This is a genomic window from Duganella callida, assembly GCF_004614165.1.
Taxonomy (GTDB): domain Bacteria; phylum Pseudomonadota; class Gammaproteobacteria; order Burkholderiales; family Burkholderiaceae_D; genus Rugamonas; species Rugamonas callida.
Window position 1 is genome coordinate 26,250 of the sequence record NZ_SPVG01000023.1, and the last position, 25,007, is coordinate 51,256.

23 protein-coding genes are annotated in these 25,007 nt (G+C 63.9%); 10 read left to right on the forward strand and 13 right to left on the reverse strand.

The window, feature by feature from the left end:
• Positions 1-28 precede the first annotated feature (28 nt).
• Positions 29-1,120: a collagen-binding domain-containing protein gene (locus E4L98_RS02155; protein WP_229257195.1), complete on the reverse strand. Its 1,092-nt coding sequence runs from the start codon at positions 1,118-1,120 to the stop codon at positions 29-31.
• A gap of 114 nt (positions 1,121-1,234) precedes the next feature.
• Between E4L98_RS02155 and E4L98_RS02160 the strand changes: the two genes are divergently transcribed.
• The 5 genes from E4L98_RS02160 to E4L98_RS02180 all read left to right on the forward strand — a co-directional run bounded on the left by E4L98_RS02160 (position 1,235) and on the right by E4L98_RS02180 (position 4,348).
• On the forward strand, positions 1,235-1,813 hold the full coding sequence (locus E4L98_RS02160) for a GNAT family N-acetyltransferase (protein ID WP_135199925.1): 579 nt from the start codon (positions 1,235-1,237) through the stop codon (positions 1,811-1,813).
• 103 nt (positions 1,814-1,916) lie between these two features.
• Positions 1,917-2,183: a hypothetical protein gene (locus E4L98_RS02165; protein WP_135199926.1), complete on the forward strand. Its 267-nt coding sequence runs from the start codon at positions 1,917-1,919 to the stop codon at positions 2,181-2,183.
• Positions 2,180-3,106: a sensor histidine kinase gene (locus E4L98_RS02170; RefSeq protein ID WP_135199927.1), complete on the forward strand. Its 927-nt coding sequence runs from the start codon at positions 2,180-2,182 to the stop codon at positions 3,104-3,106. Before E4L98_RS02165 ends, E4L98_RS02170 begins: the two co-directional genes overlap by 4 nt.
• A complete protein-coding gene (locus tag E4L98_RS02175) occupies positions 3,103-3,864 on the forward strand; it encodes a LytR/AlgR family response regulator transcription factor (RefSeq protein ID WP_135199928.1) in 762 nt (253 codons plus the stop codon). Before E4L98_RS02170 ends, E4L98_RS02175 begins: the two co-directional genes overlap by 4 nt.
• A gap of 58 nt (positions 3,865-3,922) precedes the next feature.
• Complete coding sequence (locus tag E4L98_RS02180; protein ID WP_135199929.1) at positions 3,923-4,348, forward strand: VOC family protein; 426 nt, start codon at positions 3,923-3,925, stop codon at positions 4,346-4,348.
• A 126-nt stretch (positions 4,349-4,474) separates the two neighbouring features.
• On the opposite strand, the gene E4L98_RS02185 is transcribed toward E4L98_RS02180, so the two are convergent.
• From E4L98_RS02185 to xapA, 7 genes are all read right to left on the reverse strand, one after another.
• Positions 4,475-5,695, reverse strand: a complete 1,221-nt coding sequence (locus E4L98_RS02185; protein ID WP_135199930.1) for a nucleoside deaminase — start codon at positions 5,693-5,695, stop codon at positions 4,475-4,477.
• Positions 5,695-6,102: a cytidine deaminase gene (locus E4L98_RS02190; RefSeq protein ID WP_135199931.1), complete on the reverse strand. Its 408-nt coding sequence runs from the start codon at positions 6,100-6,102 to the stop codon at positions 5,695-5,697. Before E4L98_RS02190 ends, E4L98_RS02185 begins: the two co-directional genes overlap by 1 nt.
• Positions 6,103-6,211: 109 nt before the next feature.
• On the reverse strand, positions 6,212-7,537 hold the full coding sequence (deoA, locus tag E4L98_RS02195) for a thymidine phosphorylase (RefSeq protein WP_135199932.1): 1,326 nt from the start codon (positions 7,535-7,537) through the stop codon (positions 6,212-6,214).
• A gap of 71 nt (positions 7,538-7,608) precedes the next feature.
• Positions 7,609-9,990 (reverse strand): aldehyde dehydrogenase family protein, encoded by a 2,382-nt coding sequence (locus tag E4L98_RS02200; RefSeq protein WP_371857157.1) that lies wholly within the window; start codon positions 9,988-9,990, stop codon positions 7,609-7,611.
• Positions 9,991-10,004: 14 nt separating this feature from the next.
• Complete coding sequence (gene deoC, locus E4L98_RS02205; RefSeq protein WP_135199933.1) at positions 10,005-10,967, reverse strand: deoxyribose-phosphate aldolase; 963 nt, start codon at positions 10,965-10,967, stop codon at positions 10,005-10,007.
• Positions 10,964-12,157 (reverse strand): phosphopentomutase, encoded by a 1,194-nt coding sequence (locus tag E4L98_RS02210; RefSeq protein ID WP_135199934.1) that lies wholly within the window; start codon positions 12,155-12,157, stop codon positions 10,964-10,966. Before E4L98_RS02210 ends, deoC begins: the two co-directional genes overlap by 4 nt.
• A 51-nt stretch (positions 12,158-12,208) precedes the next feature.
• The gene (xapA, locus tag E4L98_RS02215; protein WP_135199935.1) at positions 12,209-13,060 is read right to left on the reverse strand and encodes a xanthosine phosphorylase; all 852 of its coding nucleotides are present in this window, start codon (positions 13,058-13,060) and stop codon (positions 12,209-12,211) included.
• Between the two features lie 214 nt (positions 13,061-13,274).
• On the opposite strand from xapA, the gene E4L98_RS02220 reads away from it, so the two are divergent.
• From E4L98_RS02220 to E4L98_RS02230, 3 genes are read left to right on the forward strand one after another with little or no spacing between them, the layout of a single operon-like run.
• Positions 13,275-14,405, forward strand: a complete 1,131-nt coding sequence (locus E4L98_RS02220) for a carbohydrate kinase (RefSeq protein WP_135199988.1) — start codon at positions 13,275-13,277, stop codon at positions 14,403-14,405.
• 4 nt (positions 14,406-14,409) lie between these two features.
• Positions 14,410-15,324, forward strand: coding sequence for a pseudouridine-5'-phosphate glycosidase (locus E4L98_RS02225; RefSeq protein ID WP_135199936.1), 915 nt, complete (start codon positions 14,410-14,412; stop codon positions 15,322-15,324).
• Between the two features lie 22 nt (positions 15,325-15,346).
• A complete protein-coding gene (locus tag E4L98_RS02230; protein WP_135199937.1) occupies positions 15,347-16,255 on the forward strand; it encodes a LysR family transcriptional regulator in 909 nt (302 codons plus the stop codon).
• A gap of 1 nt (position 16,256) precedes the next feature.
• Here the strand turns inward: E4L98_RS02230 and E4L98_RS02235 are convergent, their stop codons facing one another.
• The 5 genes from E4L98_RS02235 to E4L98_RS02255 form a co-directional block, all read right to left on the reverse strand.
• Positions 16,257-17,099 (reverse strand): alpha/beta fold hydrolase, encoded by an 843-nt coding sequence (locus tag E4L98_RS02235; RefSeq protein WP_135199938.1) that lies wholly within the window; start codon positions 17,097-17,099, stop codon positions 16,257-16,259.
• 37 nt (positions 17,100-17,136) lie between these two features.
• A complete protein-coding gene (gene pcp, locus E4L98_RS02240; RefSeq protein ID WP_135199939.1) occupies positions 17,137-17,787 on the reverse strand; it encodes a pyroglutamyl-peptidase I in 651 nt (216 codons plus the stop codon).
• A gap of 33 nt (positions 17,788-17,820) precedes the next feature.
• Positions 17,821-18,777, reverse strand: coding sequence for a DUF979 domain-containing protein (locus tag E4L98_RS02245; RefSeq protein ID WP_135199940.1), 957 nt, complete (start codon positions 18,775-18,777; stop codon positions 17,821-17,823).
• Positions 18,774-19,466, reverse strand: a complete 693-nt coding sequence (locus E4L98_RS02250; protein WP_135199941.1) for a DUF969 domain-containing protein — start codon at positions 19,464-19,466, stop codon at positions 18,774-18,776. The genes E4L98_RS02245 and E4L98_RS02250 overlap by 4 nt, the downstream gene beginning before the upstream one ends.
• A 63-nt stretch (positions 19,467-19,529) precedes the next feature.
• A complete protein-coding gene (locus E4L98_RS02255; protein ID WP_135199942.1) occupies positions 19,530-21,869 on the reverse strand; it encodes a TonB-dependent receptor in 2,340 nt (779 codons plus the stop codon).
• Between the two features lie 527 nt (positions 21,870-22,396).
• Between E4L98_RS02255 and E4L98_RS02260 the strand changes: the two genes are divergently transcribed.
• Both E4L98_RS02260 and E4L98_RS02265 read left to right on the forward strand, forming a co-directional pair.
• The gene (locus tag E4L98_RS02260) at positions 22,397-23,392 is read left to right on the forward strand and encodes a BMP family lipoprotein (protein WP_135199943.1); all 996 of its coding nucleotides are present in this window, start codon (positions 22,397-22,399) and stop codon (positions 23,390-23,392) included.
• A 74-nt stretch (positions 23,393-23,466) separates the two neighbouring features.
• Positions 23,467-24,996: an ABC transporter ATP-binding protein gene (locus tag E4L98_RS02265; RefSeq protein WP_135199944.1), complete on the forward strand. Its 1,530-nt coding sequence runs from the start codon at positions 23,467-23,469 to the stop codon at positions 24,994-24,996.
• Positions 24,997-25,007 lie beyond the last annotated feature (11 nt).

The window sequence follows — 25,007 nt, forward strand, 5'->3', positions numbered from 1 at the left end:
CGGGGATTTTGCCGGGACCTGCTGTGTCTTATTTGCGACGACGGCGGGCGATCGCGCCCACCAGGCCCAGGCCGGCCAGCAGCATGGCATAGGTTTCCGGTTCCGGCACCGGCGCGGCCGGCAGCACGCCGGTGAACGCCTGCTGGTGAATTTCGCCGTACTGGTTGAGGGTCTTGGCGAACACGCCGCCTTCGACGTTGGCGCCGCCGGTATTGCTGAAGGTGCCATCCGCCACCAGCACCTGGCCGCCGAAAGTGCGGCCGACGCTGACGCTGGTATTGGCGCCGGCGAAGTTCCAGATCAGTTCGCTGCCCAGACTCTGCGCCTGGTTGAAGTTCGCCGACAAGTTCAGCGTTTTATCGTCGGTGTTGAAGATCACCGTGCTGGCGCCGGTCAGATTGAAATGCAGGTCGGTGGTGGTGGACGAGAAGATCTTGCTGTCCAGCGCGGTCAGGTCGAACACCAGCACGCCGTTGACGGCCTTGCCGTTGAAGGTGACGTCGTGATCGTTGTTGCTGAATACGACCGAAGTGCCGGCCGTGCCCTTCAGCGCCGACAACTGGCTCGACAGCCCTTGCATCACCGACGAAAAATTGGTCGAGGTCGATGCGGCCAGGGTGCTGTTCATGGTGCTGGTGGTGGCGTTCAGCACCTTGTTGTTCAGGTTGATGTTATCGTAGCTGGCCGCATGGATGTTGTTGCTGAAGTTCACGCTGCTGGCCGCGCCATTGATCCACACATCGCCGCCGCTGAAGCTGGAGTTCCTGGCGCCGCCGCCGACATACGCTTCGCCGGTATTGACGGTCGAGTTGTTGAAGTCGCCGGCCACCACCGCGCCCAGGCCGTTGACGTGGACGTTGTTGCTGACGCTGCCGCCCACGGTCAGGCCGGCGTAGGCCGAGGCTGGCGTGGTGTTGGTATGCTGCACATAATCGCCGCCCGACACATCGCCACCCACATAAGTGCGGCCGTCGACGTGCGAGGTCGAGGTCAGCTTGCCGCTGACGACCACATTGAACTGCTGCAGCATCTGGGTGGCGGTCAGCGGCGTAGTGGCGGCCTGGGCTGCGCCGGACAACAGTACGGCGGCGGCAATAGCGATACGGGTGCGAGCGATCATGTATCTATCCTTGAGAGATTAATAACAATTATTGCAATTAGGATAGCATGATTTATTAAAGCTTGCATAATGAAATAGTCGTCCATCTGTTAAAAATCCGCTAAGCTAGCCGTTATGAACAGTTTCCAGCCCATCCAGCTCCACACACCGCGCCTGACGCTGCGCTTTGTCGAGAGCGGCGACGCCGCCGCCGTGTTCCGCATCCTGTCCGATCCGGAAACGATGCGCTATTTCAGCAGCACGCCATGGCTGCATATCGCGCAGGCGGTCGACAATATCGAACAAACCCTCAAAGGCTACCTGGACGGCAGCGCCTTGCGGCTGGCCATCGTCCCGCGCGAGGGGGAACAGGCGGGCGAACTGATCGGCAGCGTCACCCTGTACGCCTTCGACCGCCGCAACCACCGCTGCGAAATCGGCTATATCCTCGATCGCCGCCACTGGGGCAAGCGCTACGCACAGGAAGCCCTGCGGGCGACGATCGAGCACGCCTTCGGCCCGCTGGAACTGCACCGCCTGGAAGCGGACATCCATCCCGACAATATTGCGTCCGAACGCCTGCTGGCCAGCCTGCATTTCCAGCGCGAAGGCCACCTGCGCGAGCGCTGGTTCGTCGGCGGCGAGATTTCGGACAGCGTCATCTACGGCCTGCTGCGCAAGGACTGGCACGCCGCCGTTCATCGCCCGGAATGACCGGTTATCCCCGTCAAACCGCAGTTGATCGGAATCCGCTGTCGTCGCCGGAAACGTCTGGTTACAGTGATCCCATCGCAACACGTTTTGATGGAGAGACAAGATGAGCAAATTGAACATGCAGTCGGTGCTGGACCTGTTCGAGGAAATTTTCCAGGCCCTGTGCCGCATGGCGCGCTACGGCGTGCGCCTGATCGGCCGCATGTCGCCGCAGGCGCTGCTGGGCGCGGCGCTGGTGCTGGCCTTCATCTGCTCGATCCTGCCGCTGGCCCTGGTGCTGTTCGTGATCTTCCTGCTGATCAAACTCGCGGTCGGCGCCAGCGTGCTCGGCGCCCGCCGCCACCGCCGCCACCAGGAGCACGTTGAATGAAGAAACACCGGCTGGCCGAGGCCGGCTACAACAACGCCCGCAGCCTGCTCGACATCGTGCGCGAAGTCGGCGAAACCGCCATCCACCTGTGGTGGCGTTTTTTCGACTGGCTGGCCCAGGTCGAATGGCGCAAGCTGGCGATGATCTGGGTGGTGCTGATGCTGGCCGCGGCGCCGTTCGGCATGCCGCGCCAGGTCGGCATGTTCATCCTGTTTTCCTGCGGCCTCAAGGTGCTGGCCGGCGGCAAGCGCAAGGCCGAGCTGGAGGCGCGCAGCGCCGAGTCGCACGCCGACGAGGAAAGCATAGAACGGCGCGTGGTCGAGGCGCGCATGGCGGCGCTGCAGGCCCAGGTCGAGCCGCACTTCCTGTTCAACACCCTGGCGCTGATCGGCCAGCTGATCGAAACCGATCCGCCGCAGGCCGCGCGCATCCACCAGAACCTGATCGACTACCTGCGCGCCACGCTGCCGCAGATGCGCGCCAAGGGCGCCGGCACGCTGGGCCGGCAGATCGAGATGTCGCGCGCCTACCTGGCCATCATGCAGGCGCGCATGCGCTCGCGGCTGGCGGTGTCGATCGACGTGCCGGCGGAAATGCTGAGCGCCACCTTTCCGGTGATGATGCTGCAGATTCTGATCGAGAACGCCATCAAGCACGGGCTGGAACCCAAGATCGACGGCGGCCGCATCGACATCCGCGCCGCGGTCGACCACCAAATGCTGCAGGTCGACGTGATCGATGACGGCGTCGGTTTCAATCCCTTCGCCGGCGACGGCGTCGGCCTGGCCAATGTGCGCGAACGCCTGCGTATCCAGTACGGCAACCGCGCGCAGCTGGTGATCGAGGCGCCCCTGACCGGCGGCACCCGCGCCAGCATCCGCGTGCCCTACGCGCCCGACATTTTTGCAGCGAGTGCCAAATGAACCGCCCTACCGCACTGATTGCCGATGATGAAGAAGGCATGCGTCAGCAGCTGCGCAGCCGGTTGCTGGAAGCCTGGCCGGCGCTGCAGATCGTGGCCGAGGCCAGCAACGGCATCGAAGCCGTGGCCCTGGCCGGCCAGCACCAGCCCGACATCGTGTTCCTCGACATCCGCATGCCGGGCCTGTCCGGCATCGAGGCGGCGCGCATGCTGTTCAACCGCTGCCACCTGGTGTTCGTCACCGCCTACGACCAGTATGCGATCGAGGCCTTCGAACAGGGCGCGCTCGACTATCTGCTCAAGCCGGTCGGCGGCGAACGCCTGAAAGCCGCCTGCGCGCGCGTACAGGGCCGGCTGGGCCGGCAGCCGGCCGACATCGAACGCCAACTGAGCCAGCTGCTGGCGCAGCACCGGCCGCCGGCCGCGAAGCAGGAATATCTACGCTGGATACAGGCCGTGGTCGGTGCCAACCTGCGCATGATCAGCACGCGGGAAGTGCTGTTCTTCCAGGCCGACGAAAAATATACGCGGGTCCAGACCGGGCAATCGGAAGTCCTGATCCGCAAGACGCTGAAAGAGCTGGCGGACGAACTGGACCCGAACGAATTCTGGCGCATCCACCGCTCGACGCTGGTACGGGTGGATGCCATCGCCGAAGTCACGCGCGACCTGCGCGGGCGACAGATGGTTCGCATCCGCAACCATCCGGCGCTGTTGGAAGTGAGCCGCGGCCACACACATTTATTCCAGCAAATGTAACGCCTCCGGCATCGGCGCGGGGCTATACTGATCCTTCTAACTCAAGGGAGGCTCCGCGATGTCCAACATACCCAAGCAAACGCTTTGCAACGTCATGCCCTGCATGCGCTACCGCGATGCGCCGGCCGCGATCGACTGGCTGTGCGGCACCCTGGGCTTTGAAGTGCAGTTCGTGGTGCCGAACGAAGACGGCACCATTGCCCACGCCCAGCTCACCTTCGGGAACAGCATGATCATGCTGGGCTCCGCCTTCGACACCGAATACGGACGCCTGCTCAAGCAGCCGGACGACATCGGCGGCTACGTCACCCAGAGTACCTACCTGGTGGTCAACGATGCCGACGTGGTCTACGACCGCGTGCGCGAAAACGGCGGCCGCATCCTGCTGGATATCAAGGATGAAGACTACGGCGGCCGCGGCTTCACCTGCAGCGACCGCGAAGGCCATGTCTGGAGCGTGGGCACATACGATCCCTACGCCTGATGCCTACAGGCCGGCGAGCCAGTTGTAGCCGTGCGATGGAAGGCAGGACCGCGCACGTCGAAAATATTTCCGCAAGCTCGATTGCAATACCCGCGCCGCCGCCCCCTGAAGGCGACGACCTTGCGGCTACTGTAGGGCAGCGATCAACGCCCGGTCCGCAACCTGCGTGGGACGGATGCGGATGACGCTGCGGTACAGCGGCGGCATGGCCGCACACAGCGCCGCCAGTTCGTCTTCCGGCAGCGACGGCAGCACATATTGCAGCTGCGCCGGATTCTTCAACGGCAGCGGGCCTTCCATGGTGGAGCCGTACGCACCCAGGTTCATGAAGCTGACGGCGCCTGCGTCCGGCCCCTGGGCGAACACGAAAGTACCGTCCTTGGGATGGCCGAGATAGTGGCGGATTTCGTCCTGCTGTTGCGGCGTGGCGCCGTTCATCAGCTTGTAGCGCAGCTGGGCGTAGGAGCGCGTGGCTTCCATGAACGCGCTGCGGATGCCGGACTGGCTCATGCGGCCGGACATGCACAGCAGCAGATTGCCGTAGGAATCCAGCAGCGCGACGGCGTCCCCTGCCCCGCCATGTTCGCGGTCGCGCGCCATGGCTTGTCGCAGAAACGGCGCCAGTCCCGCATCCGGCTGATGTGGCTTGGCGCGGTAGGTCAGCGCATCCGGATACATCTGCTTGAGCGCGCGCACCACCGAATGATCGGCCGGCAGCGTGGCGGGGTCTTGCAGTTGGTCTTGCGACGGATCGGTGTCGAACATGTTCATCACATCTGACGACGTGGCCTCGAACACCAGTGAACACAAGGCTTGCGTCGGTTCGGCGATGGTCTTGCCGATGAAGAACGACTTTGGCGCGGCGCCGCTGCTGGCGCGCGCGTACTGCGACGAGCCGAGAATGGCGGGATAGCTGAAGCTGTCCGCGGCCTGCGCGCGCAGCGCTTGCGGCAACGCCCGGAAGCTGGCGCTGTTGTCGTAATTGATGCCGGCGTTCTTATCCGGCGCGGCCACCACCACGTTAAAGCCGCCGGCCAGAATGGCCCCGCTGCACATGCAGCATGGGTCCAGCGAGGTGACGATGGTGATGTCCTGCGGCGCGGGCAATTCGCGGCCCTTGGCGCGCTCGGCGTAATACCAGTCGATCAGCTGGCGCTCACCGTGCGCGGTGGGGTCGAAGATCAGACCATCCTTGACGACGTTGTTGTGCAGCGACTGCAGCACGTTGCCATGCTGGTCGAGCATCAGGCCGCCGACGCCGAACGTGCCCTGGGTCTTGGCGGCGATGGCTTCGGCGGCGGCGATGGCCACTGCCGCCTGCACATCGATCGTCTTCTTGTGCGCCATTACTTCTTCTTCAGATCCTGGCCGCCGAAGGCGTTCGGCAGCTGTTCGGCGGCGGTGGTTTCGAAGATGTCGCCTTTCAGGTTGGTCAGCAGGACCGGCAGCTCGTTGCCGCCCAGTTCCAGGATCACCTGGCGGCAGGCGCCGCATGGAGCGATCGGGCCATCGGTTTCGCCGATAACGACCAGTTGATCGAAATCGCCCGGCTGGTAGCCGTGGGCCAGGGCGCTGAAGAAGGCGGTACGTTCGGCGCAGTTGCACAGGCCATAGGAGGCGTTTTCCACGTTACAGCCGTGGAATACCTTGCCATCCTTGGTCAGCAGCGCGGCGCCGACCTTGAAGTTGGAATACGGCGTATAGGCCTTCAGGCGCGCGGCGGCGGCTTCTTTGATCAGTTGTTGCTTGTCCATGTCAGATATCCTCGGCTCCGTCGCCCTCGCGAAGGCGGCGCCCCATGGAACGTCGGCGCAGCGCCAGCGTGCCATGGAGTCCCGCCCTCGGGAATGACGGGGGTTGGTATTAGGGGCGGATAGTACGATAGATGACCGGGTTCGCGGCGGGCGCGGCGTCGGCGATCTGGTAGGCCGCCTGGATTTCGCGGATGGCCTGCTCGGCCGCCTCCCGCGTGCGCGCGTGCACCATCGCCAGCGGCTGGCCGGCTGCCACCTTTTCGCCCAGTCCCACCAGGTCGGTCAGGCCGACCGCATAATCGATCGGATCGGCGGCGCGACGGCGTCCGCCGCCCAACGACACCACCGCCAGGCCAATCTCCCGGCAGTTGGTCGACGTGGCATAACCCGACTTCAACGCGGGCGCCGGCAGCACGATAGGGGAACGTTCCAGGTACTTGTCCGGAGTGGCCATCAGATCGGCCGGGCCGCCCAGCGCCACCACCATGCGGGCGAAACGCTCGGCCGCTTCGCCGCTGTCCAGCGACGCCTGCAGCTTTGCGCGCGCTTCTTCTTCGGTCGCCGCCAGCTTGCCCAGCACCAGCATCTCGGCGCACAGCGCCATGGTCACTTCATGCAGACGCGCGGGGCGCGACTTACCGGTCAGGTAATCGATGGCGCCGCGCACCTCGATCGCGTTGCCGGCATATGGCGCCAGCGATTCGTTCATGTCGGTCAGGATGGCCGAGGTCATCATGCCGGCGCCATTGCCCACCTTGACGATACTGTCGGCCAGTTCCACCGACTTCTCGTAGGTCGGCATGAAGGCGCCGCTGCCCACTTTCACGTCCATGGCCAGCGCATCCAGTCCGGCCGAGAGTTTCTTCGACAGGATGGAGCCGGTAATCATCGCCACCGATTCCACCGTCGCGGTCACGTCGCGCACGCCGTAGAAAATCTTGTCCGATGGCGCCAACGAAGCGGTCTGGCCGATGATGGCCACGCCGACTTCCTTGACCACCTTGCGGAACAAGGCATTGTCCGGCACCGTGGTGTAGCCGGGGATGGAATCGAATTTATCCAGCGTGCCGCCGGTGTGGCCCAGGCCACGACCCGAGATCATCGGCACGAAGCCGCCGCAGGCTGCGACCATGGGGCCGAGCAGCAGCGAGACCACGTCGCCGACGCCGCCGGTGGAATGCTTGTCGACCACCGGGCCCGGCAGGTCCAGCGAGCGCCAGTCCAGCACTTCGCCCGAGTCGCGCATGGCCTGGGTGAAGGCGACGCGTTCGTCCATGGTCATGTCTTTGAAGTAGACCGCCATGGCCAGCGCGGCGATCTGACTTTCGGTCACGCGGCCGGAGGTGATGCCGCCTACGAAGAACTGTATTTCTTCGGCCGACAGGATGCCGCCGTCGCGCTTTTTGCGGATGATCTCTTGAGGTAGGTAAGACATGAATTATCCGTTGATTAATCGTGGTCTGTCCCCGGGGACAGACCCCGGGGACAGACCACGTTTTTGAAACGTTAGACGCCGTAAGGAATCCAGATGTTTTTTACCTGCGACGCGTGCGCCAGCACGGCGCGGCCGCCGGACTGAGCGGTGCTGTACCAGTCGCGGCCCTTGGCGCCGCCGACCCAGGTGCGCTTCAGCGATGCCGCCGACAGACGCTCCACTTCGGCGCAGCCCTCGGCCGAGCCGTCGTGACGCCACACCGCATCGATATCCGCGTGCGACGCCAGCGTGCGTGCCAGCTCGTCGGCCGAACCGGTGACGATGTTGACTACACCGCCCGGCAGGTCCGAGGTATCGAACACCTGATACAGATCGGTGGCCGACAGCGGATGCGTTTCCGATGGCACCACCACCACGCGATTGCCCAGCGCGATCGCCGGCGCCACCAGCGAGATGAAGCCTAGCAGCGGCGCCTCGTTCGGGCACACGATGCCGATCACGCCCAGCGGCTCGTTCAGCGCCACGGTGATGCCGTGCATCGGCGGCTGATGCGCCAGACCGTCGTACTTGTCGGCCCATGCAGCGTAGTAGAACAGACGCTCGACCGACGCCTGCACTTCTTTCTCGGCGTTTTTGGAGCCGGTCATGGCGGCGATGCGGGCCGCGAATTCCTCGCCGCGCGCGGCCAGGTTTTCGGCGATGTAGTACAGCACCTGCGCGCGGTTATGCGCGGTGGCCTTGGTCCAGCCGCTGGCCTTGTGCGCGGCTTCCACCGCGTTACGGATATCCTTGCGGTTGCCCTCGCCCACTTCGGCGATGAAGGCGCCGTCGGCGCCGTGGATCGCGCGGCTGTAAGCGCCGTCAGGGCGGGCCTGCTTGCCGCCGATGTACAGTTTGGCGGTGCGGTCGATGCCGAACGGACTGCCGGCCGGCACGCCGCCCCTGGCTTTCGCCTTCGGCTCCACCACCGGCGCTGCGGGACGCGCATCTTCCGCCAGTGCGGTCATATATTCGTACATGCCTTCGCGGCCGCCCTCGCGGCCGTAGCCGGATTCGCGGTAGCCACCGAAGCCGCAGGCGGCGTCGAACTGGTTGGCGGTGTTGATCCATACCACGCCAGCCTTGATCTGTGGCGCGACGTCCAGCGCCAGCGAGATGTTCTCGGTCCACACGCAGGCGGCCAGGCCGTAGACGGTGTTGTTGGCCAGTTGCACGGCTTCCGGCGGTGTGCGGAAGCTCATCGCCACCAGCACCGGGCCGAAGATCTCGGCCTGCGCCACGGCGGCCGACGTCGATGCGCCTGTGATCAGCGTCGGCGGGAACCACGAGCCGTCGGCCGGCAGTTCGCAGGCCGGCTGATACACGCTGCAACCCTCGTCGCGCGCCGATTGCACCAGACCTTCGATGCGTTGCTTCTGCACCGGATCGACCAGCGCGCCGATGTCCATCGACTTGTCCAGCGGCGAACCGAGGGTCAGCTTGTCCATGCGCGCGCGCAGCTTGCCCAGGAATTTTTCCTGGATCGATTCCTGCACCAGCAGGCGCGAACCGGCGCAGCAGACCTGGCCCTGGTTGAACCAGATCGAATCGACCAGCCCTTCGACGGCGGCATCGAGGTCGGCGTCTTCGAACACCACGAACGGCGATTTGCCGCCCAGCTCCAGCGAAAGCTTCTTGCCGCTGCCGGCGGTGGCTTCGCGGATCAGACGACCCACTTCGGTCGAGCCGGTGAAGGCCAGCTTGTCGATGCCGGCATGCTTGACGATGGCCTCGCCGACGCGGCCGTCGCCGGTGACGATGTTGACCACGCCGGCCGGCACGCCGGCCTGCACGCAGATGTCGGCGAACAGCATCGCGGTCAGCGAGGTGAATTCGGCCGGCTTGAACACCACGGTGTTACCGGCGGCCAGCGCCGGCGCGATTTTCCACGCCAGCATTAGCAGCGGGAAGTTCCACGGCACGATCTGCCCGACCACGCCGACGGCGCGGTAGTCGGAAAACTCTTCGGCCTGCAGTTGCGCCCAGCCGGCGTGGTAGTAGAAGTGACGCGCCACCAGCGGCAGGTCGACGTCGCGGGTTTCGCGGATGGTTTTACCGTTGTCCAGGGTTTCCAGCACGGCGAACAGGCGCGCATGCTTTTGCATCAGGCGCGCGATCGCGTACAGCACCTTGGCGCGGCCATGACCGCCCAGCGCCTGCCAGCCCGGCTGCGCGGCGCGCGCGGCGGCGACGGCACGATCGACGTCTTCCGCGCTGCCCTGGGTCAGGTCGGCCAGCTTGGCGCCGTTGGCGGGATTGATGGAGGCGAACAGCTCGCCCGCTTCGCTCCACTCGTTGTTGATGAACAGGCCGAACTGGCGGCCGCGCTGCTCCAGCCACGCTTGCGCTTCTTTCGTGCTTTCCGGTGCTGGGCCGTATTCCATGGTGTTCAGGATCTCTTTGATGGTTGGCATGACGGTGTCCGTAATTATGGTTGCGCGTGGCGGTGAGCGGCCGAATAGTTGCCGGTCACGTAGTGTTCGAGCTGACGTTCGATATCGGTCAGCAGGCTCGATGCGCCGATGCGGAACAGGTGCGGCTCCAGCCATTCGTTGCCCAGTTCTTCCTTCATCAGGGTCAGGTACTGCAGCGCGGCCTTGGCCGTGCTGACGCCGCCCGCCGGCTTGTAGCCGATCTTGAAGCCGGTCTGCTCGTGGTAGTCGCGGATCGCGCGCACCATGGTCAGCGAGACGGGAATCGTCGCGTTGACCGGTTCCTTGCCGGTCGAGGTCTTGATGAAGTCCGCGCCGGCCATCATGCAGACCCACGATGCCTTGGCCACGTTTTCCAGCGTGACCAGTTCACCGGTGGCCAGAATCGCCTTGACGTGGGCATCGCCGCAGGCCTTGCGGTAAGCCAGCATCTCGTCATACAGCGCCTGCCAGTTGCCGGTCAGGACGTGCTGGCGGGTGATGACGATGTCGATCTCGCTGGCGCCGGCGGCGACCGACAGCTCGATCTCGCGCACCTTGGTTTCCATGCTGGTCAGGCCGGCCGGGAAGCCGGTCGACACCGCGGCGATCGGCAAACGGCCCTGCAGAACCTGCACGGCCGGCTTGATCATCTCGTGGTAGACGCAGACGGCGCCGGTGGCCAGGTTGTAGTCCTGCAGGCCCATGGCCTGCACCAGGTCCGAACGCAGCGGACGCATGGCCTTCATGCACAGGCGCTCGACGCGGCCCGGGGTATCGTCGCCGGACAGCGTGGTCAGGTCGATCAGGCCGATGGCCTTGACCAGCCAGGCGGCCTGGTATTCCTTCTTCACCGTGCGGCGGTTCGCCAGGCTGGCGGCGCGGCGGTCGGCGGCGGATTTGTTGACGCGGATATGGTGAATCCAGCTCAGGTCCAGCGGGACCGCTTCGTTGCGCTTGAAGTCAGCAATGATGCTCATAGCAGGTTGGTTCCGTTCGAGAGTGGCTTGACGCCGAGGTGATGGGCCAGGGTCTGGCCGATATCGGAGAAGGTTTCGGAGATGCCCAGCGACTGCGCCTTCACGCCCGGACCGAAGAAGATCATCGGAATGTGTTCGCGGGTGTGGTCGGAGCCCGGCCAGGTCGGATCGCAGCCATGGTCGGCGGTGATCACCACCAGGTCGCCGTCCTGCAGCTTGGCCATGAATTCGGGCAGGCGCGCGTCCATTTCGTGCAGCGCGTTGGAATAGCCGTTGACGTCGCGGCGATGGCCGAAGGCCTGGTCGAAGTCGACGAAGTTCACGAAGGTCAGCGATTTGTCGCCCGCCTCGTCGGCCACCTTCAGCAGCGCGTCGAACAGCGCCATGTTGTCCTTGCCCTTGACCACGCGCGACACACCCTGGGTGGCGAAGATGTCGCTGATCTTGCCCAGCGCGATCACTTCGCCGCCATCGTCCTTGACGTGGTCCAGCAGCGTCGGCGCCGGCGGCGCGACGGCGTAATCGTGGCGGTTGGAGGTGCGGGTGTAGTTGCCATTGGCACCGACGAACGGACGCGCGATCACGCGGCCGATGTTGTACGGCTCGACCAGCCTGAAGGCGATCTCGCACACTTCATACAGGCGCTCCAGGCCGAACGATTCCTCGTGCGCGGCGATCTGCAGCACCGAATCGGCCGAGGTATAGATGATCGGTTTGCCGCTGGCGACGTGCTCGTCGCCGTGCTTGTTGATGATCTCCGTGCCGGAAGCGTGGCAGTCGCCGAGGAAGCCCGGCACGCCGGTCAGTTCCTGCAATTTGGCGGTCAGTTCGGCCGGGAACGACGGCACGGTTTTCGGGAAATAGCCCCAGTCGAATTCCACCGGCACGCCGGCGATCTCCCAGTGGCCGGACTGGGTATCCTTGCCGGTCGAGCGCTCGCGCGCGGCGCCGTAGGCGGCGGTAAAGCCTTCGCGCCGGGTGAAGCCGGTGGCCCACTCGCCGCTGGCCAGATGGGCGGCGGCGGTCAGGCCCAGTTTTTCCATGGTCGGCAGCGACATCGGCTTGCCGCTGTTGGCGACCTGCGCGGCGATGTGGCCGAAGGTATTGGCGCCGGCGTCGTTGTACTTCGCCGCGTCGGGCGTGGCACCCAGGCCAAAGGAATCGAGCAAGAGGATAAATGCGCGTTTCATGATGTACTCCTAAAAAGCAAAAGGGGCGGACCTCGCCGCCCCTTGGGTGTCTTACGCCTGCGGCGTTTTCGCTACCGTTTTTTCCACATTCGCGAGGAAGCCCAGGATCACTTCCACCAGCGAGGTCGCCGCGACGGCGGCGTACTTCAGCGTCTGTTCATGCGACAGCGGGAACGGCGACAGGCCTTCCGCCAGGTTGGTGATGGCCGATACGCCCACCACCTTCAGGCCGCAATGACGGGCCGACACCACTTCCGGCACCACCGACATGCCGACCACGTCGGCGCCCAGCGTCTTGAACGCGCGGATCTCGGCCGGCGTCTCGAAGTTCGGGCCGGCGTAGGCGATGTACACACCTTCGTGCAGGGTGACGTTCTTTTCCTTGGCCGCGGTGTGCAGCAGCGCGCGCAGTTCGGCGTCGTAGGCGTTGGCCATGCTGAAGAAACGCGGACCGAAACGCTCGTCGTTCCGCCCCATCATCGGCGTGCCCGGCAGGAAGTTGATATGGTCGGTCAACGCCACCAGCGAACCGGCGTCCACCTCGGTGCGCAGCGAGCCGGCGGCATTGGTCACGAACAGCATCTCGCAGCCCAGCAGCTTCATGGTGCGCACGGCGCTGGTCATCACGCCCAGGCCGTAGCCTTCGTAGACGTGGCCGCGGCCTTTCATGCACACCACCGACACGCCAGCCAGCGTGCCGATCACCAATTCGCCGGCGTGGCCGTGCACGGTGGAGATCGGGAAGCCCGGCAGTTCGTCGTAGCCGATGGTGACGGCGTCCAGCATCTGTTCCGCCAGCACACCCAGGCCCGAGCCGAGGATCAGCGCCACGCGCGGCTTGAAACCTTCAGGGAGACGGGCGCGAATGATGTCCGCTGCCTGGAATGGAGAGTTATTAGACATGAAGATCCTCTGTTTTTTTGATATGGCTGGGGAAGCTGACACTATGCATCATCGTCCATATGTATGGCAAATACCATTTTTCTTAGCCATTTATATTTAAGTGATATAAATCGGCGGTATTATAAACCAAGGCAAACTTCGTTGCAGTCTTGGGTTTGACTTGGTTTGGACAAATGTTTACCATTCAAGACAAATGTTTAACTGGGCCACCGCCGTGACCGACTCCTCCAAAAAGGAACAGCTTTACCAGCTGATCCGCGCCAACCCTTTCATCTCCCAGCAAGACCTGGCGGTGGAACTGCGCCTGTCGCGTTCCGCCGTGGCCGGACACATCGCCGGCCTGATACGCGAACGTCGCCTGCTGGGTCGTGCTTACGTGTTGCCGGACAAGCGCCCGGTGATGTGCGTGGGCGCCGCCAACCTGGACCGCAAACTGCGCACCATCGCGACCATGCAGCTGGGCACCTCCAATCCCGCCACCGCCGAGGAAGTCTATGGCGGCGTGGCGCGCAACATCGCCGAAAACCTGGCGCGCCTGAATCTGCCGACCGCCCTGCTGACCGCCCTGGGCGACGACGGCGCCGGCCGCGCCCTGCAGGACCATGCGGAGGCGGCCGGCATCGATACGCGCGGCAGCCTGAAACTGCAGGACACCGCCACCGGCACCTACACCGCCATCCTCGACGACAAGGGCGAACTGGTGGTGGCGCTGGCCGACATGGCGCTATATGACCGCATCACCCCGGACTTCCTGGCCAGCCGCGCGCCGCAACGCGCGGCCGCCGCGATGACGGTGGCGGACCTGAACCTGCCGGCCGACAGCATCAGTGCGCTGCTCGACAGCGCGCGGCTCGATAATGTGCCGCTGGTGATCGTCGCCGTGTCGCAGCCGAAGATGGCGCGTCTGCCAGCCGATCTGCAAGGCCTGCGCCTGCTGATCCTCAACCGCGGCGAGCTGGAAACCCGTACCGGCCGCGCGCTGCCGACCGAAGCCGATGTGCGCCTCGCCTGCGCCGCGCTGAAGCAACAGGGCGCGCAGGATGTCATCGTCACCTGCGGCAGCCAGGGCGTGTATCACACGCGCGGCGCCGAACTGGTTTGGCTGGCCGCGCACCAGGTGGACGTGGTCGACGTCACCGGCGCCGGCGACGCCTTCTCGGCCGCCGTCTGCTGGTCGCTGTACCAGGGCAGCGATGATCTGACGCTGGCTTGCCGCCGCGGCCTGAAGGTGGCGGCCATGACGCTGGAAAGCCAGGAGACCGTGTCGCCCGTGCTGGCCGCCGACGTGCTGGACGAAATACACGACTTTGATATGAGCGCTCCGCTCTTCCCGAATAAAGGATAAACCCATGCACCAATACCTGCTCTTTTCGCCGGAAGTGGCCGCCGCCCGCGCCGCCGGCAAGCCCGTGGTCGCGCTGGAATCGACCATCATCTCGCACGGCATGCCATATCCGCAGAACGTGCAGATGGCGCGCGAAGTGGAACAGATCATCCGCGACGGCGGCGCCGTGCCGGCCACCATCGCCATCATCGGCGGCAAGATCTGCATCGGCCTGTCGGATGAACAGCTGGAGCTGTTGGCCACGTCCAGCGACGCGCTCAAGGTGAGCCGCCGCGACCTGCCCTACGTGCTGGCGCAGAACAGGCTGGGCGCGACCACCGTGGCGGCGACCATGATCTGCGCTGAACTGGCCGGCATCCAGGTGTTCGTCACCGGCGGCATCGGCGGCGTGCATCGTGGCGCCGAAACCAGTTTCGACATCTCGGCCGACCTGCAGGAACTGGCGCAGACCTCGGTGGCGGTGGTGTGTGCGGGCGTCAAGTCGATTCTCGACATCGGCCTGACGCTGGAATACCTGGAGACGCACGGCGTACCGGTGATCAGCGTGGGTCAGCGCGGCTTCCCGGCCTTCTTCACGCGCGAGAGCGGCTTTAACGCCGACTTCCAGATCGATACGGCGGCCGAACAGGCGGCCTTCCTGCAGACCAAATGGGCGCTGGGCCTGAAGGGCGGCGTGGTGGTCAGCAATCCGGTGCCGGCGGCCGAGGCGATGCCGAAGGAAGAAATCGACCGCATCACTGAACAAGCCTTGCTGGAAGCGGATCAACAGGGCATCAGCGGCAAGCACGTGACGCCGTTCCTGCTCAGCCGCATCAAGCAGCTGACCGGGGGCCGCAGCCTGGCGACCAACATCGCGCTGGTGAAGAACAATGCACGCTGCGGCGCCGCGCTGGCGGTGGCGATGCAATCCACGCACTGACGATCAACCAATCTCGCTTGCCATGTCCATCGATCTGAAACAACTCAAGTACTTCCTCGCCGTCGCCGAAGAAAAAAGTTTCAGCCGCGCGGCGGAGCGCCTGCACATCTCGCAGCCGCCGCTCAGCCAGCAGATCATGAAGCTGGAAAGCGAATTGGGCGTCAAACTGTTCGCCCGCACCACCCGCACCTTCGAACTGACCGTGGCCGGCAAGGCGCTGATGGCCGAGGCCAACGAGCTGCTGGCCAAGATGCGCATGACCATCGACACCATCCGCCAGATCGACCGCGGCGAAGTGGGGCGACTGCGCGTCGGCATTGTCGGCTCGGCGATGTGGGGGCCGATCCCCAGTCTGCTGGAAGAATTCCAGACCAAGTTCCCGCGTGTCACCTGGACCCTGCATGAACTGGGGCCGACGCTGCAATACGACGCGCTGCGCGCCAAGCAGATCGACGTCGGTTTCTGGCGCGAGCCCAAACTGGACGAGGACGATCTCAAGACCGACAACCTGCGTCAGGAACTATGCTTCCGCGAAGACGTGTGCGTGGCGCTGAACGAGCATCATCCCTTGGCCAAACAGGACTCCATCGAACTGACCGACATCGCCGAAGAACCCATGCTGACACTGGCGCTCGACAAGTCCTCGTTCCCGCGCTACCTGATTCAATGCTGCGTGAAAGCCGGCTTTCAGCCGACCATCTTCCAGGAAGCGTCCGAACCGCAGACCATTCTGGCGATGGTGGGCGCCGGGCTGGGCGTGGCGCTGATGCCGGAAACGACCAGCCGCATCGGCTGGCCCGGCGTGGTGTTCGTGCCGATCCGCAGCAACCCGCCGTCGGCCAATCTCTACATCACCTACACCACCACCGACGACGCGCCCGTGGTGCGCGCCTTCCTGAATATCCTGAACCCGCCGGCGCGCGGCGATTGACTCAGCGGTCGAGGAAACCGATCAGCGAGGCGTTGAAGCTGGGCGCGTCCTGCCAGGGCGCGAAATGGCTGACGTCGCGCAGCAAGAGCAGGCGCGCGCCTGGGATGGTTGCCGCAAGGTGGGCAAAATAATCCGCGCCGATGAATTCATCGTGGTCGCCGCCGGCAATCGCCACTTGCGGTCCTTTGATCCCGGCCAGTTGAGCATCGCTGTAATGCGGCTCGTTCTTCTGCATGCTGCGCACGGCTGCGGTGAGTCGCTCGAAATCGGCCGGGCTGGCGACACGCTCGTATTGCGCCTGCAGGCGCGGACCGACCAGAGGCAGCACCGGAGACGGCGCCGGCGTCGCGCCCACGCTGGCATCCATGTTGGCGCCGAAGGCATATACCTTGCTCACACGCTCCGGATGCTTCATCGCCATGATCAGCGCGAGGATGGCGCCATCGCTCCAGCCGGCCACTGCTGCCTTACGAAAATGCAGCCGGTCCATCACGGCCACCACGTCGGTTTCCATCAATTCGTAGGACAACGGCCGTTCGCCCAGCGTGCTGCGGCCATGGCCACGGCTGTCGATCAGGATCACCTGATGATGGCTGGCGAGCAGCGCCGGCACCTGGTTGCCCCATGTGAGGGCGCTGGCGCGGCCGCCGTGCAACAGGATCACCGGCTGGCCCTCGCCGGCGACGGCATACCAGATGCTGGCGCCATCATGGTCGACGCGCCCCTCCCGCAATTGCGCCGGCAAGGGCTGCTCGGCCGGCAACGTTTCCCACACCGGGGTGGCGGCCAGGGCGGACGATAATGACAGTGCTGCCGCAAGCAGCGTAGCGACGAAAGATTTCATGGCGCCTTCTGAAAAACGGAAAGGCACGTATTCTAAACTAGTGCGTCAGACCGCCCGCTTCGCGCATGTCGACCGTGTGCGCGAGCGTGGTGCGGACGGCGATGCGCAAGCCTTCGACCATGTCTTCCAGCTTCATGCTGGCGGTGCCAGGATGGCGCGCCGCCTGCTCGGGCAGATACGGAATGTGAATGAAGCCGGCGCGCATGGTGGTGCCCCATTCGTGCGTCTGATGCATCAGGCCATAGAACACGTGGTTGCAGACGAAGGTGCCGGCACTCTGCGACACCGACGACGGCAGGCCCGCCTCGCGCAGCTCGTGCACGATGGCCTTGATCGGCAAGGTGGAGAAGTAGGCGGCCGGGCCGCCGTTGACGATGGGCTGGTCCACCACCTGGCGCTGGTGGTTGTCGGGAATCGGCGCGTCATCGATATTGATGGCGATGCGCTCCACCGACAGATCGACGCGGCCGCCAGCCTGGCCGACCGCGATCACGATACTCGGCTGCAGTTCTTCCACAGCCTGATGCAATACTTTTAACGAACGTCCGAACACGCAAGGCAGCTGCCGCGCATGCACCACGAATTCACCTTCGTGCCAGCCATCCAGCTGGCGTACCGCTTCCCATGAGGGATTGATCAATTCCTTGTTAAAAGGCTCAAAGCCCGTTAACAATATTATCTTTTTCATTACCTACTCCGGTCATGCTAGTGCCGAAGCGTCTCACATATTCATCAAAAAATAAAGCAGCGCGATATTGACTAGCAAAAGCGGCAATGCTGTCGGAATCTGCATTTTCACGACCGCATTCTTGTCCGGCAGCTCCAGCAGCGCGGCCGGCACGATGTTGAAATTGGCGGCCATCGGCGTCATCAGGGTACCGCAGTAAGCGCTGAACATGCCGATCGCCGCCATCACCGCCGGGTTGGCGTGGTACACGCCGACCAGCACCGGTATGCCGACACCGCCGGCGATCACCGGGAAGGCAGCAAAGCCATTGCCCATGATGATGGTGAACAGCGCCATGCCGACGCAATACACGGCCACTGCCACCAGCCGCACGTCCATGTTGATGTAGGAAGTGACCACGTGCGCCACCGCCTTGCCCATGCCGGCTTCGGTGAAGAGCAGGCCCAGCACCGCCAGCATGTGCGGCAGCACCACTGCCCAGCCCAGGTGATCGATCAGCCGGCGCGACTCGCGCATCGCCTGCAACGGCGAGGAGCGCGTCAGCCAGCAGGCGGTGGCCACCGCGAACAGCGAACCGATGCCGAGGCTGACCAGCGTCAGGTTCTTCGGATCGAGCAGGAACAGGCCGTCCAACTTGACGTCCTTGAACGCGGTCGAGCCGATCACGGTGGTGATCGGGATCAGCAGCGCCGGGATCAGCAGCTTGTGGCCGAGACGCTGTGCGCTGGCGCGGCGCTCTTCCGGCGAGCGGTCGCCGTAGCGGCCAAGCGTGACGCCACCGAAGCCGGCGATCAGCGCCATCAGCACCATTGTGGCACCGGCCGTCATCGGCGGCAGCGCATCGCCGGCCAGGTAGATCAGCGCGTAAAGGGCCCAGAACAAGGCGCTGCTGTAGCGCCTGGGATTATGGCGGTCGCGCAACGCCATCCAGGCCACCATCAGCAGGATCGCGCCCAGCACGTAAAAGAAGAAGTCCAGCGTGACGATCATGGCGCGCTCCCGACGCTGCGGGCGATCTGCGCGTCGAAGCGGTACAGCCGCCAGGAGTGGATCATGAAAGCGCAGAGAGAAGTCGGGATACCCCACAGCGCCATGTGCAGCGGATCGACATCCAGCCCCTCGCCGCGCAGGATGGTCTGCATCAGCACGATCGCGCCGAAGGCCACGAACACGTCCTCGCCGAAGAACAGGCCGACGTTGTCGGTGGCGGCGGCCATGGCGCGGATGCGGTGGCGCATGGCCAGCGGCAGGTCCGGGTAGCGCACTTCGGCGGCGCCCTCGGCCATGGGCGCGATCAGCGGACGCACCATGTTCGGATGGCCGCCGATGCTGGTCAGGCCGAAGGCGGCGGCGATCTCGCGGATGGCCAGGTAGACGATCAGCAGGCGGCCGGTGGTGGCCGAGCGGATGCGCGCGATCGAGGCCTGCGCATGCTCCTTCAAGCCGTGCCGCTCCAGCAGGCCGATGGCGGCGATCGGCAACAGCAGGATCATCGGCAGATTGCGGGTCTTGATGAAGGCCGTGCCCAGCGTCGCCAGCAGGTGCTCGACCGGCATGGCGGCGGCGATGCCGGTGACGAAACAGGCGGCGATCACCACCAGCACCGGATGCGCACGCAGCGCAAAGCCCAACACGATAACGGCCACGCCCAGCAGCGGCCACAGATTGATGTGCTCCAAATCCTGCTCCCCAATAAAAAAATCCCCGCGATGTGCGGGGATTTTAACCAAACCAGGACTGCCTTAGAAGTTGTACTTGAAGGTCGCGCCGTAGGTGCGCGGCTCGTTCAGCATACCGGTCAGGTTGTCGAAGTCGATGGCGCCGATGATCACGCGCTTGTCGGTGATGTTGCGGCCGTAGGCTGCCACTTCATACTTGCCGTCGCCCCACTTGTAACCGGCGCGCACGCCGCCTTCGGTGAGCGGCTTGGCCTTGTACTCAGGCGCTTCGTACAGGAAGAAGTTATAGCTGCTGCGGTAGGTCCAGTCGGTGTAGGCATAGAATTCGCCGTTGCCGATTTCGGTGCTGTACTTCAGCGTGAAGTTGAACTGGTTCTTCGGCGCGCGTGGCAGCGGGTTGCCGTTGATGCGCGAGGTGCCGGCGAACGGACCGGCCGGATTGGTCGGGGTGCAACCGCTGGCGGCGTTGTTGGTCACGTTGCCGCAGTACTGCACGAACAGGTTCGGATCCTTGATCTCGGTGTCGTTGTAGCTGTAACCGACGGTGCCGCTGAAGCCGTAGCCCAGGTTGGCCTGCAGGTCCAGTTCCACGCCCTGGCCGATCACCTTCTCGGCGTTGATCAGCTGGTTCATGTTGACGTTGCCGCTGCCGGCAGTCAGCTGTTTGTCCTTGACGCGGTAGCGGAAGATCGACGCGCTCAGACGCGCGCGCTTGTCGAACAGGTCCTGCTTGACGCCGGCTTCGAACGACAGCGCCTTCTCGGCGTTGGCTTGCGACGGCAGGTCGCCCAGGCCGTTCAGACGACCCTGCATGGACGGCGCACGGTAGCCGGTCGCCGCGCGGGCGAACAGGTTGGTGTTCTTGTCCAGCTCATAGGTGCCGCTCAGGTCCCAGCTCAGGTTGTTCGAATCGCTGTGCAGGTCGTGGGTGGCGGTGGTCAGGGTGGTCGAGCCGGTCGGATAGTCCACGCGCGAGGCGGTGAAGTCCTTCTTGTCGTTGGTGTAGCGCAGGCCGCCGCGTACTTTCAGCTTGTCCGACACGGTGTAGTTCAGGGAGCCGAAGGCCGCCCAGGACTTGGTCTTCTGGTACTGGATCGCGTAAGGAATGTTCTGCGGATTACCCGGCGCGAACGAGTTGAAGCTGATCGAATCGATCTGGATGTTCTCGTCGAAGAAGTACAGGCCGCCGATCCACTGCAGCGGGCCGCTGTAGTTCGACTCGGCGCGGAACTCTTGCGAGAACTGCTTGTGATTCGGCAGCAGGTCGGCGGTCTCGACCGGGAACGGGATGTAGCCCGGGCCCGATGGCGGCGCGAACACGGCGCCATAGCCGCCGTCGACGTCGGCGCGGCTGTTGAACTTCAGCGTTTCATAGCCGGTGATCGAGTGCAGCGTGATGTCGTTCAGGTTGTACTTCAGGCGGATGTTGCCGCCCTTGTTTTCCAGACGCTGGTAGTTGACGCCGTCGGTCGGGTAGGAATCGTAGTCGAAGCCCGGCACCAGGTTGTTGGTGCCCTTCTGGATGATGTTGGCGCGGAACAGGGTCGCGGTGCCGTGGTAATTACGCTCGTGGTAGTTGAACAGCGCGTCGAAATCCTTGTTCGGACGTACCAGCGCCTGCAGGCGGAAGGCGTTGTCGGCGTAGCCTTCGAAGTCCTGGGTGGCGGTGTTCGGATTCGGGTTGGTGTTGTGCACGCGGTCGCCGCGGTGCTGGCTGGTGCCGGAGAAGCGCAGCGCCACAGTGTCGCTGACCGGGATGTTGAACACGCCTTCGGCGGTCTTGGCCGAGTAGTTGCCCAGGCCCAGTTGCAGATAGCCTTCGGTCTTGAACACCGGCTTGGCCGAGTCGAACTTGATCACGCCGGCCGGCGAGTTACGGCCGAACAGGGTGCCCTGCGGACCGCGCAGCACTTCCACCTGCTCGACGTCGAACACCGGGAAGCCCTTCAGCATGGCGTTTTCCTGCACCACGTCGTCCATCACGTAGCCGACCGGCTGCGAGGCGTTGAGGTCGAAGTCGGTGTTGCCCAGGCCGCGGATGTAGAAGCGCGGGAAGGTGCGGCCGTAGTCGGACTCGACGTTGACCGATGGCGAACGGCCGGCCAGGAAGCGGATGTCAGCCGCGCCCGAGGTCAGCACGTCCAGCTTGTCGCCCTTGAGCGTGGCGATGGACATCGGCACGTCCTTGATGTTTTCCGCACGGCGTTGCGCGGTCACGATCACGGTTTCCAGCTGATCCTTGTTGGCGGCGAACGGCGCGCCGCCGCCCTCCTGTCCGTCGGCTGCTGCCGGCTGGGCGGACGCCTCAGCTTCGGTGGCCATGGCCGCGTGCAGCGGGAAGGCGCTTGCGACGGCCAGGGCGATCAGCGATCGCGCTGCGAAACCACTACGGTGTTTGCTCATGAGTCTTGCTCCCTTGATGTGTAATCCGATTATTTTTTCTTGATAAATGTGTATCGAGTCTGCTGGTTTGCACATATCGATATACAAATTACCAAGCATGCTAGCACGCAAAAAAATTAACCGAAACTCACAGTTGGCAAGTCTTCATTCATATCGGTTTTGTATAAATAGCCAAGAAAAATCGAATTTGTCGTACATATCCGCGCTGATGCATAGTAGTGTGCTGCCCTGGACGCGCGGCGCACGGCCGCTTTGGCTATGAAACCGCAGGAAAATGCGGCAGCCCGGCGGCGGCGAAATCTTGTCCGAACGGACAAAAAAGCAACACGATAAACATTTAAAATTCGGCGGCCGCTGTTGTTGCGTTGCGACATACATGCAAAGTTGAGAATTGATAGAGCGGCAATCAGTTAGCAAGTTGCCAGCGCTTAACGCGTGAAATCAGGGATTTAGCTTAAGAAAGCGGCACGGAATTACATGTTTCGGCCAATAAAAATATACAATAACGATCTTCCAGGAGCCTATTCATGAAACTTTCACAACTTAGTTTGACGGTTGCAGCACTGTGTGTGGCTGCCAGCGCGTCCGCGGCTGACCCTAAGCTGGGCATCGTGTATGACGCGGGCGGCAAGTTCGACAAGTCGTTTAACCAGTCCGCTTTTGAAGGCGCCTCGCGCTTCAAGAAGGAAACCAATATCAATTTCATCGAGGTGCAAGCCTCCAGCGATACCCAGGCCGAGCAGGTGTTGCGCGGCCTCGCGCGCAAGAACCTGGACCTGATCGCATCGATCGGCTTCGCCCAGCAGGCTGCCGTGCAGAAGGTCGCCAAGGAATTCCCCAAAGTCCGCTTCGTGCTGATCGACGGCGTGGCGCAGGGTCCGAACATCGAATCGATCACCTTCAAGGAAGAGGAAGGCTCGTACCTGGCCGGCGTGGCCGCCGCCATGGCGTCCAAGTCGAAGAAGATCGGCTTCATCGGCGGCGTCGACATCCCGCTGATCCGCACCTTCTCGTGCGGCTACGCGCAGGGCGCCAAGGCCGTGAATGGCAAGATCGACGTCACCGCCAACATGGTGGGCACCAGCGCGCAAGCCTGGAACGATCCGGCCAAGGGCGGCGAACTGGCGCGCTCGCAATTCGACCGCGGCGTCGACGTGGTGTTCGCCGTGGCCGGCGGTTCGGGCCTGGGCACGCTGCAGACGGCCAAGGAAAAAGGCAAGCTGGCGATCGGCGTCGACTCCAACCAGAACGGCCTGTATCCGGGCACCATCCTGACTTCCATGGTCAAGCACGTGGACATGGCCGTGTATGACGCCTTCATGCAGATGAAGAACGGCACCTGGAAGGCGGGCGTGTATTCGAAGGGCCTGAAGGAAGGCGGCGTCGATTGGGCGCTGGATGAGAACAACCGCAAGCTGATCACGCCGGAGATCGAGAAGCGCGTCATGGGCGCGCGCAAGGACATCATCGACGGCAAGGTCAAAGTGATTGATATCCGTTCGGGCGCGGCCTGCCCGGTATAAAACTTGTTTGACATAGAGCGCGCCGCCGGGGGGCATACCCCGGCGGCGCGTTTTACTTAACTGAAAACGATCCTATGCAGCCAGCAGTAGAATTTCGCGGCATCTCCAAGCACTTTGGGGCTGTAAAAGCGAACACGGACGTCAGCTTTGCCATCGCCAAGGGTTCCATCCATGGCCTGGTGGGCGAGAATGGCGCCGGCAAATCGACCCTGATGAGCATCCTGTACGGATACTACCGCGCCGATGGCGGCGAGATCCTGCTGGATGGCCAGGCGCGCCGCATCCACAACAGCCAGGAGGCGATCGCCCTCGGCATCGGCATGGTGCACCAGCACTTCATGCTGGTCGAGAACATGACCGTGCTGGATAACGTCATGCTGGGCAGCGAGGGCGGCTTCAAGCTGAATAAAAACCGCGCGCGCGTCGAGCAGGAACTGCGCGACATCTGCACCCGCTACCGCCTCGACGTCGATCCGCTGGCCACCATCCACGACCTGTCGGTGGGCGCGCAGCAGCGCGTCGAGATCCTCAAGCAGATCTACCGCAGCGCCAGCATCCTGATCCTGGACGAGCCGACCGCCGTGCTGACCGCGCAGGAAACCGAATCGCTGTTCGAAATCCTGCGTCTGTTCAAGGACCAGGGCAAGACCATTATCCTGATCACCCACAAGCTGCAGGAAATCCTCGACATCACCGACACCGTCACCGTGATGCGTGCCGGCCGCGTGATCGGCGCCGTGCCGACCGCCGGCACCACCAAGGAAGACCTGGCCAACATGATGGTCGGCCGGCCGATCGAAAACAACCTGCCGCGCAAGCCCTACAACCCGGGCGCGCCGGTGCTGGAAGTCGACAACCTGCAGCTGCTGGACGACCAGGGCGTCAAGCTGCTGGCCGATATCGGCTTCACGCTGCGCGCCGGCGAGATCGTGGCGGTGGCCGGCGTCTCCGGCAACGGCCAGAGCGAACTGATGGAAATCCTGTCCGGCATGCGCCTGCCGACGTCGGGCAAGCTGCAATTCGAGGGCAAGCCCCTGCCCTTCGCCGGCCGCTCGAACCCGGATGGCCTGCCGCGCGTGTTCCGCGAACTGGGCATCGCCCACGTGCCGGAAGACCGCCTGCGCGACGGCGTAGTCAAGGCTTTCTCGGTCATGCACAACACCATTCTCGGCTACCAGGACAAGCTGAAAAACCGCTGGGGCCTGCTCGACTTCAAGGCCATCGCCGCGCGCTGCGCGGACCTGATGAAGAACTTCGACGTGCGTCCTAACAACCACGATCTGCGTATCGGCCTGCTCTCGGGCGGCAACCAGCAGAAGGTGGTGATCGCGCGCGAGGTGCTGGCGCAGCCCAAGGTGATGCTGGTCGGCCAGCCGACGCGCGGCGTCGACATCGGCACCATCGAGAGCATCCACACCCAGCTGCTCAAGCTGCGCGACGAAGGCGTGGCCATCCTGCTGGTCTCCGTGGAGCTGGAGGAAGTGCGCGCGCTGGCGGACCGCATCCTGGTCATGTGCGGCGGCCGCATCACCGGCGAACTGGAAATTGAAGAATTCGACACCACCCGTATCGGCCTGCTGATGGGCGGGATGCACAAATCATGAATAAAGACTTG

Coding starts and splice junctions, on each gene's coding strand:
- E4L98_RS02260 (WP_135199943.1), top strand. CDS start 22,397: ATGAAACTTTCACAACTTAGTTTGACGGTTGCAGCACTGTGTGTGGCT.
- xapA (WP_135199935.1), bottom strand. CDS start 13,060: ATGTCTAATAACTCTCCATTCCAGGCAGCGGACATCATTCGCGCCCGT.
- E4L98_RS02165 (WP_135199926.1), top strand. CDS start 1,917: ATGAGCAAATTGAACATGCAGTCGGTGCTGGACCTGTTCGAGGAAATT.
- E4L98_RS02190 (WP_135199931.1), bottom strand. CDS start 6,102: ATGGACAAGCAACAACTGATCAAAGAAGCCGCCGCCGCGCGCCTGAAG.
- E4L98_RS02200 (WP_371857157.1), bottom strand. CDS start 9,990: ATGCCAACCATCAAAGAGATCCTGAACACCATGGAATACGGCCCAGCA.
- E4L98_RS02185 (WP_135199930.1), bottom strand. CDS start 5,695: ATGGCGCACAAGAAGACGATCGATGTGCAGGCGGCAGTGGCCATCGCC.
- E4L98_RS02170 (WP_135199927.1), top strand. CDS start 2,180: ATGAAGAAACACCGGCTGGCCGAGGCCGGCTACAACAACGCCCGCAGC.
- E4L98_RS02230 (WP_135199937.1), top strand. CDS start 15,347: ATGTCCATCGATCTGAAACAACTCAAGTACTTCCTCGCCGTCGCCGAA.
- E4L98_RS02175 (WP_135199928.1), top strand. CDS start 3,103: ATGAACCGCCCTACCGCACTGATTGCCGATGATGAAGAAGGCATGCGT.
- E4L98_RS02225 (WP_135199936.1), top strand. CDS start 14,410: ATGCACCAATACCTGCTCTTTTCGCCGGAAGTGGCCGCCGCCCGCGCC.
- E4L98_RS02155 (WP_229257195.1), bottom strand. CDS start 1,120: ATGATCGCTCGCACCCGTATCGCTATTGCCGCCGCCGTACTGTTGTCC.
- E4L98_RS02210 (WP_135199934.1), bottom strand. CDS start 12,157: ATGAAACGCGCATTTATCCTCTTGCTCGATTCCTTTGGCCTGGGTGCC.
- E4L98_RS02265 (WP_135199944.1), top strand. CDS start 23,467: ATGCAGCCAGCAGTAGAATTTCGCGGCATCTCCAAGCACTTTGGGGCT.
- E4L98_RS02255 (WP_135199942.1), bottom strand. CDS start 21,869: ATGAGCAAACACCGTAGTGGTTTCGCAGCGCGATCGCTGATCGCCCTG.
- E4L98_RS02160 (WP_135199925.1), top strand. CDS start 1,235: ATGAACAGTTTCCAGCCCATCCAGCTCCACACACCGCGCCTGACGCTG.
- deoA (WP_135199932.1), bottom strand. CDS start 7,537: ATGTCTTACCTACCTCAAGAGATCATCCGCAAAAAGCGCGACGGCGGC.
- deoC (WP_135199933.1), bottom strand. CDS start 10,967: ATGAGCATCATTGCTGACTTCAAGCGCAACGAAGCGGTCCCGCTGGAC.
- E4L98_RS02235 (WP_135199938.1), bottom strand. CDS start 17,099: ATGAAATCTTTCGTCGCTACGCTGCTTGCGGCAGCACTGTCATTATCG.
- E4L98_RS02245 (WP_135199940.1), bottom strand. CDS start 18,777: ATGATCGTCACGCTGGACTTCTTCTTTTACGTGCTGGGCGCGATCCTG.
- pcp (WP_135199939.1), bottom strand. CDS start 17,787: ATGAAAAAGATAATATTGTTAACGGGCTTTGAGCCTTTTAACAAGGAA.
- E4L98_RS02180 (WP_135199929.1), top strand. CDS start 3,923: ATGTCCAACATACCCAAGCAAACGCTTTGCAACGTCATGCCCTGCATG.